9 protein-coding genes are annotated in these 15,441 nt (G+C 52.6%); 3 read left to right on the plus strand and 6 right to left on the minus strand.

Going from position 1 to position 15,441, the window contains the following annotated elements; all coding sequences use genetic code 11:
• Positions 1-40 precede the first annotated feature (40 nt).
• A complete protein-coding gene (locus PGW97_RS07360) occupies positions 41-3,805 on the plus strand; it encodes a cellulose synthase subunit BcsC-related outer membrane protein (RefSeq protein ID WP_273859507.1) in 3,765 nt (1,254 codons plus the stop codon).
• 547 nt (positions 3,806-4,352) lie between these two features.
• The gene (locus PGW97_RS07365; protein WP_273859508.1) at positions 4,353-6,221 is read left to right on the plus strand and encodes a L,D-transpeptidase family protein; all 1,869 of its coding nucleotides are present in this window, start codon (positions 4,353-4,355) and stop codon (positions 6,219-6,221) included.
• A gap of 206 nt (positions 6,222-6,427) precedes the next feature.
• Here PGW97_RS07365 and PGW97_RS07370 read toward each other — a convergent pair whose 3' ends face one another.
• On the minus strand, positions 6,428-7,384 hold the full coding sequence (locus PGW97_RS07370) for a TerC family protein (protein WP_273859509.1): 957 nt from the start codon (positions 7,382-7,384) through the stop codon (positions 6,428-6,430).
• Between the two features lie 451 nt (positions 7,385-7,835).
• Here PGW97_RS07370 and PGW97_RS07375 point away from each other — a divergent pair, with 451 nt between their 5' ends.
• Positions 7,836-9,260: an FAD-dependent oxidoreductase gene (locus PGW97_RS07375; protein WP_443147112.1), complete on the plus strand. Its 1,425-nt coding sequence runs from the start codon at positions 7,836-7,838 to the stop codon at positions 9,258-9,260.
• A 124-nt stretch (positions 9,261-9,384) separates the two neighbouring features.
• On the opposite strand, the gene gabT is transcribed toward PGW97_RS07375, so the two are convergent.
• From gabT to PGW97_RS07400, 5 genes are read right to left on the minus strand one after another with little or no spacing between them, the layout of a single operon-like run.
• Positions 9,385-10,656 carry a 4-aminobutyrate--2-oxoglutarate transaminase gene (gene gabT / locus PGW97_RS07380; RefSeq protein WP_217391216.1) on the minus strand — a complete coding sequence of 424 codons (1,272 nt, stop codon included), beginning with the start codon at positions 10,654-10,656 and terminating at the stop codon, positions 9,385-9,387.
• Positions 10,657-10,666: 10 nt separating this feature from the next.
• The gene (locus PGW97_RS07385; RefSeq protein WP_273859512.1) at positions 10,667-12,100 is read right to left on the minus strand and encodes an NAD-dependent succinate-semialdehyde dehydrogenase; all 1,434 of its coding nucleotides are present in this window, start codon (positions 12,098-12,100) and stop codon (positions 10,667-10,669) included.
• Between the two features lie 51 nt (positions 12,101-12,151).
• Positions 12,152-13,240 carry an agmatine deiminase gene (gene aguA / locus PGW97_RS07390; RefSeq protein WP_273859513.1) on the minus strand — a complete coding sequence of 363 codons (1,089 nt, stop codon included), beginning with the start codon at positions 13,238-13,240 and terminating at the stop codon, positions 12,152-12,154.
• A 24-nt stretch (positions 13,241-13,264) separates the two neighbouring features.
• Positions 13,265-14,134: an N-carbamoylputrescine amidase gene (gene aguB / locus PGW97_RS07395; protein WP_047885487.1), complete on the minus strand. Its 870-nt coding sequence runs from the start codon at positions 14,132-14,134 to the stop codon at positions 13,265-13,267.
• A 15-nt stretch (positions 14,135-14,149) separates the two neighbouring features.
• On the minus strand, positions 14,150-15,427 hold the full coding sequence (locus PGW97_RS07400; protein ID WP_047885486.1) for an NAD(P)/FAD-dependent oxidoreductase: 1,278 nt from the start codon (positions 15,425-15,427) through the stop codon (positions 14,150-14,152).
• Between the last annotated feature and the right edge of the window lie 14 nt (positions 15,428-15,441).

A 15,441-nucleotide genomic window follows, 5' to 3' on the forward strand; every position in this document is an offset into this window, starting at 1 on the left:
AGCTTTAAAACCAGCCGTAAAAATAGGTGTAACGCATCTGATGCCTGTTGCTTTGGGGGTAAGTAGCCTTTTTTCCTCCCTGAGCGCACACGCCGGTATCCAGCAGATTTCGACGGCACCTTTAACCAAGGCTCAACTTGAGGCGGTGTATCAGCCGGTACAGCCAGCGCAGTTTGCGACGGCTGTGCCTCGGGTTAACTCGGTGGAGTGGTTGTTGAATCAGCTTAAGCTGGCGGATGCGGTCGGACGGGATGATATTGTCGAAAGCACGCTGGAACGATTATTCGCCATTGAAGAGAATCATCCTGCCGGGCTTTATTATGAAGCCAATATGTACCTGAAAAGGCAACAACCCGAACTGGCCCAGCAGGTTTATGAGCGTCTGAAAAAATCAGCGCCTCGCTCAAGCCACACTCAGGCGTTAGGCGTCATTCTGGCCCTTCGCGGTAAAGACAGGCTGGCCTATCAACATGCCCGCTTACTGGCGAAATCAGGTCGTTATCAGGAAGCGCTTTCCGCATATAACACACTGTTTCCCCAAGGAATGCCGTCACCGGCATTGCAGCTGGAATACCTCCAGCTGGAAGGCAATCTGAGCAGTCGCTGGGCGGACGTTAAACGCGGGCTGGAACGCCTGAATGCTGATTATCCGGGAGTGCCGCAATATCAGCTGGCACTGGCCAATCATATTATGAAAGAAAACCCGGCGGATCCCTGGGTGCTGAACACTTATCGTCAGCTTGCCTTTACCCCGGGATTGGGAACGACTGTCCGTAATTCATGGATGAGGGCTTTGGATATCGTTCCTATCTCGGCCGACGTCGTTAAGCAATACTCTTTGCTTGCCAGTTATTTTCCATCGGACATGGATCTTCAGCGAGCCAGTCAGGGAGCGGCTAAGCGATGGGAAATCGAGCAGGAGCTGAGGAAAGATCCGACTTATCTCGCTAAGCTGAGAGGCTTGAAGCTGCTGGATGAAGGGAAAAACGCGCAGGCGGAAAAACAGTTACGTTACGCTTTATCGACACGACCTCAAGACCCTGACATTCTTGGCGGGCTGGGGTTGGTTTACCTGAGAGCGGGTAATCAAAAGCAAGCGCTCAATTATTTCAAGCAGGCGCTGGCGCTGAATACCAACCCGGATACGCAGTCCAAATGGGAGAACCTGGTTCAGACGTCGAGCTACTGGACCTATCTGGACGACGGGGACAAGTTTGCTGCGCGGGGTAATTTTTCCAAGGCTGAGCAGCGCTATAAAAGCGCCATCACCATCGATCAAAACGGGCCTTACGCGTTTACATCACTGGGTGCGTTATACCTTCAGCAAGGTAAGTACGCTGCCGCGGACAGGTATTACCGTATGGCACTTGAGCGGGATAAGCTCAATGGCTCAGCGCTTCGTGGTCGTCTTGATGTGCTGTTAGAGCAGGATGATGCTGTTGGAGCTCTGAAACTGGCGCAACGCTATACTCCGGCGCAACAAACTGTGGTTGCCGATAAAATGGCGGCTATTCAGTCGGACACTATTTTGCGCAATTTGCGTACAGCCATGGCGAATGATGACAGAGCCGGGACAGAGAAATATCTGGCAGCGTTGATTGAGGTTAATCCAACGTCACCGTGGTTACGTCTGGATATCGCCAATGTGCTGCTGTCTCTGGGCGAGCGATCCCGGGCTGATGCTCAGATGAAGCGATGGGCGGCCGAGACTGCGGATCCTGAAATGCAGTTTGCGTATGCCTTGTATCTCGCGGATACCGAGCAGCCGGATGCGGCCATCGCGGCACTGGAACGTGTGCCGGTAAACAACCGTACTGAGTCGATGCAGCGCAATCTGATCCGGTTGCAACTGAACCGTGATCTTACTGATCTTCATAAGCAGTATGCGATCTCCCCGTCAGCGGTCAGAGAGACACTTCATCGTCTGGAGAAACAGTTTGCGGGTCAGGTTCAGCCTCTTTCTCGTATCGCGAATGCATGGGTAGATGTAGGGCATCCGCAAGAGGCGGAACGTATATACCGAACGTTACAGCCTTCCGGTAGCTGGGACGCTGATGCGCATTTGGCGTATGGCGGGCTGATGGTCAGTCTCATGCATTTTGCCGATTTTGATCGCTGGTACAACACTCTGTCCCCTCAGCTCACGACAGGAAAACGTTCAGTTTCCGACAAACTATCAGCCTCTGAATTGAGGGAACTGGATGCTCTCCAAACCCGACGTTGGTTGGCAGAGGCCGATATTCTTTTGGCCCGTCACGATGCAAAACGTGCCTTTGACGGCTACGAAAAAGCGTCATCGGAGCAAGAGCCATATCAGACTCAGGGCCAGATAGGTATGCTTCTGGCTGCCGCAGAGTTAGGTGATAAAGCGCGCTATCCGAATTTGGTGGCGGCTTTAGATGCTAAGCGCCATTCACTTAGTGCGCGTCAGCTTATGGCTGCTGCGACAGTGCTACATCGAGTGGGTTATCAACAAAAAGCCAGTGAATTTAACGCATTGCTGGATAGTCGGTCGGACGCTGATGCCATGGACTATCGCGACAGTATGGCCATTGCCATGGACAATCAGCAGTGGAACCTGGCTGAAATGCGGGCCTATCAGGCATTAAACAGCGATCGTATCGAAAAACGCAAAGACACCGCAGTGGCTAAGTCTGAAACACCAACGCCCAGGGAGCTTTACGACACAGCAGACGATTACTGGTTAACCCGAAACGTTAAAACGGATATTGATAAGCTTCGTGATCGTACTGATGGCCATATTCTGATTGGTTGGGATTACAGCGCCCGTGACGGTGAAAATAAATCCAGTCAGATACCCATTGAAGCACGTATTCCGGTTACCCAATGGGAGGGGCATCTTCTACTGAGAGCGGATTATATCTCTGTCGATTCCGGTGAGCTGGGCTATTACGACAAAAATACTGACAAAGATATCACCAGATTCCGTAACAAGGCATCCGGTATGGCGCTGGGAGTTGGCTGGGAAGCCGAAAACTGGCGAGCTGACATAGGCACGACCCCGTTAGGTTTTAATCATTCGACCTGGGTGGGCGGTCTAAGTGTGGATGGTGATCTCGGAGATATTGGCTGGACGGCAACGGTATCGCGCCGTCCGGAGACCAGTAGTACGCTCTCTTATGCGGGAATGACGGTCCCTTCAGAGGCTTCAGACCCAGCCGGCACAGAATGGGGCGGTGTTGTACGAACCGGCGTGAAATTCAATGCCAGTTGGGACGACGGCGGATCTTACGGGTTCTGGAGTAGTGCGCAGTTCCATTTTATGAATGGTGAAAAGGTGGCCGACAACACGCGCCTGGGGCTGCTGGGAGGGGCATATTATAAGCTTATCGCTACCGATGATCGTCGCCTGAGTGTCGGGACTAACCTGATGTATCTCAGCTATGACAAAAATCTCAGCGAGTATTCGTTACTGCATGGTGGTTATTACAGTCCGCAAAGCTATTTTTCTATCTCTTTGCCGGTTAATTACTATGGTCGTTATGACAATACCTGGTCGTACTTGATCAGTGGCTCGGTATCGAACTCCTGGACGCAGGAAGATGCGCCTTATCTATCCAGTGGTCAGTCAGATACCGGAGGTGGTTTTGGTTACTCGCTGCAAGCTGCTTTAGAAAAACGAGTCAGTGAACGTTGGTATCTTGGGGCATCCTTTGATTTGCAACGGTCAGATTTTTACACGCCGAACCATTTTATGTTCTATGCCAAATATACCTTCAATGATCGCTGGCAGCCTATTGAGTTTCCACCAGCGGTACCGAAGCTATACAGTGATTTTGACTAACGCAGGCTGACTTCACATTCTGCTAAATGAACATGTCAAGTAGGGTGATTTAATGATGGGGGGCAGCCTCCATCATTTATCTGACAGATCTTATTCCCATTTTTTCGTCATCTTGTCTCAAGTTGTTTCAAATTTTTCTTCAGCCATTATTCTGATTATTTTTGCTGGACTGTTTTCTCAATGTTTACCCAATTTGTATCTAAAGTTTGCTGCGTGATAGCGACGGGGTTCTTGATTATTTCGTTTAGCTGAGAGTTATATTCATCAAATCCTGAAGTGAAAAAAATACAATCACTGTTTTCTATATCTGAAATCCAACGGTTTTGATCACGAATTGGTTTATCCCCATGAAAGATTGAGTGCAACGAGATGATAATATATGCGTTGTGTCTCATAATGTTGGTGATAATCATGACTATTTACTTGTCATGATGTCAAAAATTTGACTAAATATAATGAGAAGTAAATCACAATCAGGATGATTGATTACAATAACTCCCTCAAGGATTGAGCATTAAAAAGCATTGTTTAGCTCAGGGTACCAGTGATGTCTTGCTACCGACACCGACCAACCGCACTAAGTTTGTTAGCACTTGTGATAGGTGGTTATGCGCAACAGGCGCATTCTCTCGAGTCTGTTTCTGAACGTACGTCCGGCACTTCTTATGTTGTCTCCTCCGTGACGACTGTTCCGGGACAAATAAAACGTGTTCCATCTACTGACAGTGGCCCGGTGATATCATCGCCGGTGCGTGCTGCTGTCAGCCGACAGACGACGCCGGAAAACCCGCCCGCAGCGAGTGACGCTTCACGGTCGACGACGGCCAGTCACAAAGGGCTGGATTTCAGTCTTCTGGGTGCGAAGCCACTCGACAGCGTGGCGGCGTTGTGCCCGCATTCGGCGGCACAAGTGTGCTTTGCCGGGCCGGTTAATCGTATTTATGACATCAATGGCTACATGCCGCTTTGGAACACGAAAGCGTTACGTGATGCACTGTTTCTGCGTCTGACAGCTTTGGGTTACGCAGGTCTTGCGCCGGGTATCGAGCAGCGTGTGAAAGAGCTTAAAGAGCGTGAACATGACAATGATCAACGGGGCTTTGATATTTTAGCGACCGACAGCTATCTGGTGTATCAGGCGTTTATCCGTCAACTGAAAGCCCAGCCCAGCCGTCTGTTCCGCCATCAGTCGTTACTACCCATTGAGCGCTCTGCACTGACGACACTGCCGGTTTCGGTGATCACCTCGGGTATTAATGAATCAACGCTGCTGAATGAATTGCAGGGTCGCCCGACGCTAACAGAGCAAATGTCACGTGTTGTTCGAATGGCCGAGAAGTACCAACGCTTACCGGCTCACCACTATACGCCTAAGGGGCGGGTGCTGGTGAAAAAAGGGCAGGTGATCCCTCTAGGCCATGAAATGCTGGATGTGTTGGTTGCGTATGGGGATATGAGCAGTGAGGTGGCTGACCATTATCGTGCAAGTCGTCAAATTCTCAATGACGGTGAAGTGAATCAGGCGATTCGCCGGTTCCAGCACCGCAACGGCATGGCAGATGACGGTGTTATTGGCCCGGCGACAGCGAAACAACTGGCGCTGCCGTATAGTGAAGTTGCGCGCGTGTTGGCGCTGAACCTGCACCGCAGTCAACTGGTCGCCAGCGGGGAAAACCGGCCGAGTATCCGGATTAACATTCCGGACTACCGTATGGAAATTGCTTACCACGATCAAATCGTGTTCGAGTCGAAAGTGATCGTCGGGCGTAATTCCCGTCCGACAAACCTGTTTTCATCGGCGCTGAATGTCATGGTGGTCAATCCGAACTGGAATGTGCCGGAAACCATCAAGAAAAAAGATGTGATTCCTAAAGCGAAAGCATCAACGGATTATCTGCGGAAGAAAGATCTGAAGATCATCCGCAGTTGGCGGGATCGCAGCGAGATCTCACCGGATCAGATCGAGTGGGCAAGCGTCACCCCAGAAACTTTTCCGTATGAGTTTATGCAGGGGCCGGGGCCGACAAATTCACTGGGGAATGTGAAATTCCTCATGCCTAACGACTACGCGATTTACCTGCATGATACCCCGGCGAGAGGGTTGTTCAACCGCTCTAAACGTAATCTGAGTTCGGGGTGTGTTCGGGTTGAAAAAGCGGCGGATCTGGCCCGGTTTATCATTGATTACCAGCAGCGGCCAAGCTGGCGCAGTTACGATAAGCTGGTGGCGGGCAGCTCCACGGATACTATCAGCTTGCCGCGAAGAATTGATGTAGACATGACCTATCTGACGGCATGGGTTGATGATAATGATCAGCTGCAGATGCGGGAAGATATCTATGGCTATGACCGGCCGACGGATGAGCCGGCTGATCCTGTGTTCTCGACAATGAAGAACTATCGTTACACCCAGTGATCGTGTCAGTCTCTGTGACAGTCAGCCACGCTTGACCGATGGCCGTCAACGAAAAAGAGCCCTGCATTGCAGGGCTCTTTTGTCTTTGTATCATGGGGCAGTTTCTTCTGTTTTTTGGCTTGCCATGCAGTTGCCCCCGTTTTTTTGGTTTCCCGTTACTCAGCATGCCGCTATTCGCTCAAGAGTGTAACGGGTGCTCACGGACTTTAGTTGGATTCAGGCGCTTCAATACGTCGGGTTTTACGTAACGACGCGACAATCGCGACGGTGATAGTCACCACGATTACCCCTAGAGACACAAGGGTCGGGATGGCGTACGGCGTTTCCATCAGCAGCATTTTAACCCCGATGAAGCTCAGAATGAATGCCAGAGCCGGGCGCAGGTAGCAGAACCGGCTGAGCATGCCTTCCAGCACAAAGTACAGCGAGCGCAGACCCAACAGGGCAAAGACGTTCGCAGTCAATACCAGAAACGGCTCTTTGGTGACAGCAAAAATCGCCGGTATTGAATCAAGGGCGAACATGACGTCTGTCATTGCGATCACCGCGATCACGATAAACAGCGGTGTTGCCATCCAGCCTTGACTGTCTTTAACCAGGAACCGGTGGCCTTGATAGTTGTCGCTGACCCGGAAGCAACGTTTAACCAGCCGGACCGGCAGTGACGTTGAAAAATCCTGATCCTCTTCTTCGTCTTCCCGCCACAGTTTGTAACCGGTGTAGAGCAGGAATGCAGCGAACACGTACAGAATCCAGTGGAACTGGGTCAGCAACTCAGCCCCGACACCAATCATGATCGCGCGAAGCACCAGTGCCCCGACGACCCCTAACATCAGTACCCGAGGGCGAATCGCTTCCGGTACCGCAAACTGGCTGAAGATCAGGGCGAAGACAAACAAGTTATCGACACTCAGGGATTTTTCCAGCAGGTAGCCGGTCAGGAACGCGGTCGCGGCTTCACCATTGGTATAGCTGCTGTCCGGCGCCATCATCGGCCAGTAGAAATAAATCACCACGTTGAAAATCAGTGCCAGCCCGACCCAGAACAAGCTCCAGATGGCGGCTTTTTTGATCGTGACCTGGCCATTTCGGGTTTGATATAAATCGAGCGCTAACATACACAATGTCAGCAGGGCAAACCCTTCGTAGCTGATAAGACTCATGAAAATCTCCTTTCACAGGTGCGCGAAAGGGGCGGGATGATGAGACGTGCCAAGACCTTTCGCGCATGAAAACACAGACACAGTTGTGTCAGTTCAATGGCGTTGGTCTCGTCAGGATGGTGGTTCCACCCTCGGCTGCCGGAAGCGTTGGCTTCGAGATGACGACAGACGAACTAAGGTGACTACTCCCCAAAGCGGGCGCATTCTAAGAAGAAAAAATAAAATACGCCAGTACTTTTTCAGCCCGTATCACTTTTTTGCCCTTGGTGTTGCTAAGTATCGCATCAAAGGAAAAGTAACTGGCTGGTGTTTTCAGTTATACGCTGTTTGTGAAGGATTGTCATTAAGCGTTCACAGTTGGTCGCTAGAGTGCCTTTAACAAATTTGGTCTATACCAATTTACTATCGTCATTCTAGTTCTGACAACAGCTGAGCGGGATAACAACACTACATGGCAAAGGACAAGCAACACAACGGGACTGCCAGCCAACCTTTCTGGTTTGCACAGGCAATGAAGCAGGAGCAGGGCGCTCAACCGAACGTTTTAACCAGCGATATTCAGACCGATATCTGTATCGTCGGAGGCGGGTACACTGGATTGTGGACGGCAATCAATATCAAACAGCAGCAGCCAGATCTGGATGTTGTGATTATCGACAAGGGATTGTGCGGCAGCGGAGCCTCCGGGAGAAACGGTGGCTGTATGCTGACCTGGTCAACAAAGTACCTGTCGATGAAAAAGCTGTACGGTGAAGAAGAAGCGGCCCGTCTGGTTGCGGCCTCGGAGCAGGCCGTTTATGAATTAGAAGCCTTCTGTCAGGCCCACAACATAGATGCGCAACTGCGTCGCCATGGTGCCTTGTACACCGCAACCAGTCTGGCTCAGGAAGGCAGCATGGCCTCGGTGATGGCTGCGCTGGATGAGAAGGCGCTGAACAGCTGGCAGGCGTGGCAGGCCGACAAAGTCAAACGGGCCGCCGGCTCCGATTTGCACAGCGAAGGCTTCTATTCGCCCGCTGCCGGAAGCGTACAGCCAGCGATGCTGGTGCGGGGCCTGAAGCGGGTAGCGGAGGAGCTGGGTGTGATCATTTACGAGAATACCCCGATGGAGAGTATCAACACTGAGGTGCCGGTGACCATTTCAACACCCCAGGGTGAGATTTATGCCCGCAAGGTGGTGTTGGCGCTGAATGCCTGGATGACAGAGCAGTTTCCTGAGTTCAGGCGCAGCGTGGTACTGGTCTCATCCGACATGGCGATTACCCGACCGATGCCGGACAAACTGGCGTCAATCGGGCTGGAGGATGGTAAAGCCGTGGTTGATTCCCGCACATTTGTGCACTACTACCGGACAACGCCGGATGGCCGTTTGATGTTGGGGAAAGGCGGAAACCATTTTTCGTTTGCCAACCGCATCAGCCCGGTCTTTGATGAACCCAGCTGTTACCAGTCTTTGTTGCGTGGGGCATTTGACCGCTTCTTTCCGACGCTGAAAGCGGAGAAATTTGTCGCCACCTGGACCGGGGCTTCAGATCGTTCTGTGACGGGCATGCCGTTTTTCGGGCGCATGAAACAAAATTCGGACATCATTTACGGATTGGGGTATTCCGGTAATGGCGTGGTGCAGACCTGGATGGGGGGAAAGATCCTCTCTGCGATGGTACTGGATCTGGACAATGAATGGAGCCGGTGTGGTTTAACAACCGGACCGAAAGGGTACTTTCCGCCAGAGCCTTTCCGATGGACCGGTGCCATGCTGGTGCGAAATGCGATTCGACGCAAAGAAGCGGCGGAAGACGCAGGTAAAACCCCGCTGTGGCTTGATAAGCAGCTGGCTAAACTGGCCAATGCTGCCGGAAAGGCAGATAAAGCATAATCGCCATTTATCGCTCTTTTTTGGTGGTGTTGCTCCGTTTGCTTGCTTGCAATAAAAAACACCGCCATGTCGGCTGGCCCCGACAGGCGGTGTTGGTCTTATCTCGGGATATCGTGAGGCGTTATCAGGCTGTGGCTTTCAGTACCTCAGCCAGTTTGTTCAGACCCTGATCCAGTGTTTCATTGTCAATCGTCAGCGGTGGCAACAGGCGAATGACATTGCCTTTCACACCACAGGACAACAGAATCAGGCCGGCTTGCTGTGCCTGACCGATAATGGCTTTCGTCAGGTCTGGCAGCGGTTTACCGGTTGCCGGGTCAGTAAATTCAATGGCAATCATGGCACCCAGTGCGCGGATATCACCCATGGCTGGCACGTCCTGTTGCAGTGCTTCCAGACGGGCTTTGGCAATTTCACCAATATTCAGGGCTTTGTTACACAGCTGCTCTTCTTCAATGATGTTCAGCACTTCAAGACCTGCGACACAGCCCAGTGGTGAACCGGCGTAAGTACCGCCCAGACCACCCGGGCCCGCGGCATCCATGATCGCGGCTTTACCGACAACCGCAGACAGCGGGAAGCCACCGGCGATACCTTTTGCCATGGTCATCAGGTCAGGTTCGATACCCAGATATTCTGTGGCGAACAGCTTGCCGGTACGGGCAAAGCCCGTTTGAATTTCATCGGCGATAAGGACAATACCGTGCTGATCACACAGGGCGCGAATGCGTTGAGCAAATGCAGGAGGTGCCTGATAAAAACCGCCTTCACCCTGAACCGGTTCAAAGATAATGGCTGCCACACGGCTTGGTTCGATATCACAGCTGAACAGGTCGTCAATGGCCTGCAGGCTGTCATCGATTGAAATACCGTGGTAGGCATTTGGGTAAGGTACGTGGTAAATCTCGTTCGGGAACGGTCCGAAGCCCGCTTTGTATGGTGCGACTTTACCGGTCAGACCCATGGTCAGGTTAGTACGGCCGTGGAAACCACCTTTGAAAGCAATCACGCCGCTGCGCTTGGTGTGGGCACGAGCAATTTTAATCGCGTTTTCAACCGCTTCGGCACCCGTGGTCAGAAAGACCGCTTTAGCATCCTGAATAGGAGCCACTGTTGTCAGTTTGTCAGCCAGCTCAACAAATGAGGCGTATGGCGTGACCATGGCGCAAGTGTGGGAAAATTTATCCAGCTGCTGCTTTACGGCTTCCACAATGCGAGGGTGGGAGTGGCCGGTATTGTTCACGGCGATACCGGCGGCGAAGTCGATATACTCGTTGCCTTCCACATCCCATACCTTGGCATTCAGGGCTTTCTCTACGTACAGCGGATACGCGGCACCCATGCCTTGAGCGATCACTTGTTGTCTTTGGTTGTGCAGTTCCTGATTGGATTTCATGTTCATTTCCTTATTCGTTAATGCCGCCGAAGCAGAGATATTTGATTTCCATGTACTCATCGATGCCTTGTTTGGCACCTTCGCGGCCAATGCCGGACTCTTTCACTCCGCCAAACGGAGCAACTTCGGTTGAAATAATGCCTTCGTTAATACCGACCATGCCGTATTCCAGCGCTTCTGCGACTTTCCAGATGCGCTTGATGTTTTGGCTGTAGAAGTAAGCGGCCAGACCGTATGGTGTGTCGTTTGCCATCTCGATCAGTGCTTCATCGCTGTCGAATTTGATCACCGGAGCAACCGGGCCAAAGATCTCCTGCTGAACGATGTCCATCTGGTGGTCGACATTGACCAGAATCTGAGGTGGAACAAACAGGCCGTCTGCCGGAATTGGCTCACCCAGTTGGGTCGCACCTTGCTGGCAAGCCTGATTGATCAGGTGGGTGACTTTGTCTTTGGCGGCCTGGTTGATAACCGGCCCGATAGTGACGCCTTCATCCAGTCCGTTACCGGTCACCAGTTTGTTGATTGCGGCGTGGAACTGAGCCACGAAATCGTCGTAAATGCGGCTGTGAACGTAGAAGCGGTTGGCGCACACACAGGTCTGTCCGGCATTGCGGAATTTAGATGCGATGGCTCCCTGAATAGCAGCCGGAATATCCGCGTCATCAAACACGATAAACGGCGCGTTGCCACCCAGTTCCATCGATGTGCGTTTCACGGTGTCTGCGCATTGTTCCATCAGCAATTTGCCAACCCGGGTTGAGCCGGTGAAAGAAAGTTTGCGGATCAGCGGGCTGGCGGTGAAGATCTGGCCGATCATGCGCGCGTTATCACTGCATACCACTTTCAGAATGTCGCGTGGAATTCCCGCCTGATAGGCAAGTTCCGTGATAGCCAGCGCAGACAGGGGAGTCAGTTCTGAGGGTTTGACAATGAAGCTACAGCCGGCTGCCAGCGCAGGGGCGGCTTTACGTGTGATCATCGCAATCGGGAAGTTCCACGGCGTAATGGCACAGGCAACACCGATTGGCTGTTTGATGGTCATCAGGCGGCGGTCTGCGGTATGACCCGGAATGGTCTCACCATAAGTACGCTTGGCTTCTTCTGCAAACCATTCGATAAAGCTGGCACCGTAGGCCACTTCGCCTTTTGCTTCTGCCAGCGGTTTACCTTGCTCCAGCGTCATGATGCGTGCCAGATCGTCCTGGTTGTCATGAATCAGCTGAAACCAGCGGTTCAGGCACTGAGCACGGTGCTTGGCCGTGGTCTTTGCCCAAACTTTTTGCCCCTGGTGAGCGGCCTCAATCATGTCCTGTAAGGCGGATTCGCTAACGGTAGGCACGTGACCCAGTACTTCGCCGGTAGCCGGATTGGTGATGGTCAGGGTGTGAGAACCCTGTTCGCTCAGTCCACTGAGCAAACTTGCATTGTTAATCTGGTGCATAGCTTGTCCTAATTCAGAGCAGGCCGCCGCATAGCGCGCGGCCTGAATTTGTCATAATCCGCTTGGGATCTGCTGGGTAATGCAGTGAATGTTGCCACCACCCAGTAATATTTCTCGTGCCGGGATACCCACAATCTGATAATCGGGCAGGGCATCCTGCAGGGATTGCATTGCCAGACGATCGGTGATCGGATCCAGCAGTGGCATAAACACCGTATGGTTGATCATCAGGAAGTTGGCGTACGAGCCGCTTAAACGCTCCCCTTCAGTACGGTTCATGCCCTCTGACTGAATCACACCCTCTGCTTCTTCTTTACTGAGATACAGCGGTCCCGGCAGTGGGAGCTTGACCACTTCAATCCGGCGTCCGCGGGCATCGGTACTGTTCACCAGTACCCGCAGAGCCTCACGGGAAAGTGTGTACTGCGGATCGCGGACATTGTCAGTCCAGGTCAGTGCTACTTTTCCCGGCGCAATCACATGCAGCAGGTTATCAACGTGGCCATCGGTTTCGTCATTGAACAGGCCATTTGGCAGCCAGATGACTTTTTGGATACCGAGATACTCGGCCAGTTGTTGCTCAATGTCGGCTTTTGACATGGACGGGTTACGCCCCGGACTCAGCAGACATTCCTCTGTCGTGTAAAGTGTGCCCTGACCGTCGGTATGAATCGCACCCCCTTCGAGTACAAACGGTGCACGGTAGTGATCTAAACCGAGTTTGGCGCATACGGCTGCCGCCACCTGGTCATCATCTTCCCAGTAGTCATACAGCCCGTTATAGTCGCCACCCCAGGCATTGAACTGCCAGCTGACGCCGCGTCGCTCGCCTTGGTCGTTCACCAGAATGGTTGGACCGATGTCCCGCATCCAGGCATCGTTATACGGCATGATTTCCAGTGAAATCACATCATCCAACAGCTGGCGGGCATATTCTGCCTGCCATTTGCTGACAACAACGCATACCGGGACGGTTTTCACGATGGCATTGGCCACATCAGCAAACGCGCGTTGCGCCGGTTTGGCATCGTTACGCCAGTTGTCAGTCCGCTCCGGCCAGGCGAGCCAGACTTGTTCCTGCCGGGCAAATTCGGCAGGGAAATAAAAGCCATCCTGTGCAGGCGTGCTGGCTAGTTCCATCGGGGATCTCCTTATCTCTCTGAATCAGTTATCACTCAGCTTGTTTACGCGGTGGTAAAGTTCAGGGCGACGGTCGCGGAAAAGTCCCCAGCTGTGGCGAGCTTTGGCCGTGGCCTCCAGATCAATCGTGGCATAGATGATGGTTTCTTCATCACGGCTGGCTTCGGCCAGTTTTTCACCGGTGTGGTTGGTGATAAACGAGGAGCCGTAGAAAGTGGTTTCAATACCGTCGTCCAGTTCCACACCGGTACGGTTTGAAGCAATCACCGGTACCAGGTTTGCCGCAGAGTGGCCCTGCATGGTGCGCTGCCAGTGATCGCGGGAGTCCAGAGTCGGATCCTGCGGCTCAGAGCCGATCGCGGTTGGGTAGAAGATCACTTCCGCGCCCTGAAGCACCAGGCTGCGCGCCAGCTCAGGGAACCACTGATCCCAGCAGATCCCGGCACCGAAGCGACCGAAGCGGGTATCCCAGACTTTGAAGCCAGTGTCGCCAGGGCTGAAGTAGAACTTCTCGCTGTAGCCAGGGCCGTCAGGGATGTGCGATTTACGGTAGTTGTCCATCACCGTACCATCGGCATCAATCATGACCAGCGAGTTGAAGAAGGTGTTACCGGATTTCTCGAAGTAGCTGACCGGAATCACCACGCCACACTCTTTGGCCAGCTCGCTCATGGATTTGATCAGCGGGCTGTTTTCCAGCGGTTGTGCCAGCTCGAAGTATTTTGCTTCCTGTTTCTTGCAAAAATACGGAGCGGCGAACAGTTCTTGCAGTACCACCACGTTAGCACCGTTCTCGGCTGCTTCACGGACATGCTGGCGAATCTTTTCCAGGTTGTTGTCTAAATCCCAGCTGATAGAAAGCTGGACGGCAGCAAAAGTGACGTTTTTAGGCATAATGATAATCCTTTATTAAATAGCCAGTTTGTCTCGTAGGTTGTAATAAGCCGCACCCAGTGCAGTGAACGGCACCTGGAAGTGGCGACCGCCTGGGAAGGCATAGTGTTTCAGCGATGCAAAGGCATCAAAGCGTTCGGCATGGCCGGTCAGGGTTTCAGCCAGCAGCTTGCCCGCCAAGTGGGTACAGGTAACCCCGTGGCCGCTGTATCCCTGCAGGTAGTAAATGTTGTTATCAAAACAGCCAAACTGCGGCATGCGGGAGTAGGTCAGCAGGAAGTTGCCGGTCCATGCGTAATCAATGCCGATGCCTTTCAGCTGCGGGAAAATCCCTTCCATTTTCGGACGAATCAGTTGTTCGACGTTTTCCGGATCACGGGCACCGTACACCACACCGCCTCCGAACAGCAGGCGCTTGTCAGCCGTCAGGCGGAAGTAATCAAGCAGGTAGTTGCAGTCTTCAACGCAGTAGTCAGATGGCAGCACAGATTGCAGTTGTTCATCGGTCAGCGGCTGGGTAGCAACGACCTGCGTGCCGCATGGAATCGCTTTGTTACTGATGTTGGGTGCCAGACCGCCGAGATAGGCGTTACCGGCCAGAACCAGGTAACTGGCTTTTACGGAACCCTTTGCGGTGTGCGCGACAGCTTTGGCGCCTTTTTCGATACGCACGACTGCGGATTGTTCAAAAATCTGGCCACCCAGCTGAGTAACAGCTGCTGCTTCGCCCAGAGCCAGCTTCAGCGGGTGAATATGGCCACCACGGTTATCCAGCATACCGCCGACATAGGCGTCGGTCCCCAGGGCTTCACGCATCTGGTTTTTGTCCAGCAAACTCAGCTGATCGTTACCAAAGCGTTCCCAGTTGGTTTTGTGCTCTTCCAGCCCACGCATTTGTTTATGGTTCAGTGCTGCAAATACGCCGCCTGGCTTATGATCACACTGGATATCGTAGGTGTTGATCAGGTCGCGGATGATGTCGCCGCCTTCAAAAATCATGTCACACAGCGCTTTGGCGATTTTCGGCTCATAGCGCTTCTCGATAACATCCACGTCACGGCTGTAGCTGTTTACAATCTGGCCGCCGTTGCGTCCGGTCGCGCCGAAACCAATCTTGGCACTTTCCAGCACGACCACTTTGAATCCCTTCTGGCTCAGGTGCAGGGCAGAGGAGAGACCCGAGAAACCGGCTCCGACGATACAAATATCCGCCTCGATATGGTCCTGCAACTGCGGGTAATCGGGCATATTGTCGATGGAGTTGGCGTAGTAAGAATCAGTGTGCTTGTTCATAATCACGTCCTTTT

It is taken from the genome of Photobacterium sp. GSS17 (genome assembly GCF_028621875.1).
Taxonomy (GTDB): domain Bacteria; phylum Pseudomonadota; class Gammaproteobacteria; order Enterobacterales; family Vibrionaceae; genus Photobacterium; species Photobacterium ganghwense.

Coding starts and splice junctions, on each gene's coding strand:
- PGW97_RS07360 (WP_273859507.1), top strand. CDS start 41: ATGCCTGTTGCTTTGGGGGTAAGTAGCCTTTTTTCCTCCCTGAGCGCA.
- PGW97_RS07365 (WP_273859508.1), top strand. CDS start 4,353: ATGTCTTGCTACCGACACCGACCAACCGCACTAAGTTTGTTAGCACTT.
- PGW97_RS07370 (WP_273859509.1), bottom strand. CDS start 7,384: ATGAGTCTTATCAGCTACGAAGGGTTTGCCCTGCTGACATTGTGTATG.
- PGW97_RS07375 (WP_443147112.1), top strand. CDS start 7,836: ATGGCAAAGGACAAGCAACACAACGGGACTGCCAGCCAACCTTTCTGG.
- gabT (WP_217391216.1), bottom strand. CDS start 10,656: ATGAAATCCAATCAGGAACTGCACAACCAAAGACAACAAGTGATCGCT.
- PGW97_RS07385 (WP_273859512.1), bottom strand. CDS start 12,100: ATGCACCAGATTAACAATGCAAGTTTGCTCAGTGGACTGAGCGAACAG.
- aguA (WP_273859513.1), bottom strand. CDS start 13,240: ATGGAACTAGCCAGCACGCCTGCACAGGATGGCTTTTATTTCCCTGCC.
- aguB (WP_047885487.1), bottom strand. CDS start 14,134: ATGCCTAAAAACGTCACTTTTGCTGCCGTCCAGCTTTCTATCAGCTGG.
- PGW97_RS07400 (WP_047885486.1), bottom strand. CDS start 15,427: ATGAACAAGCACACTGATTCTTACTACGCCAACTCCATCGACAATATG.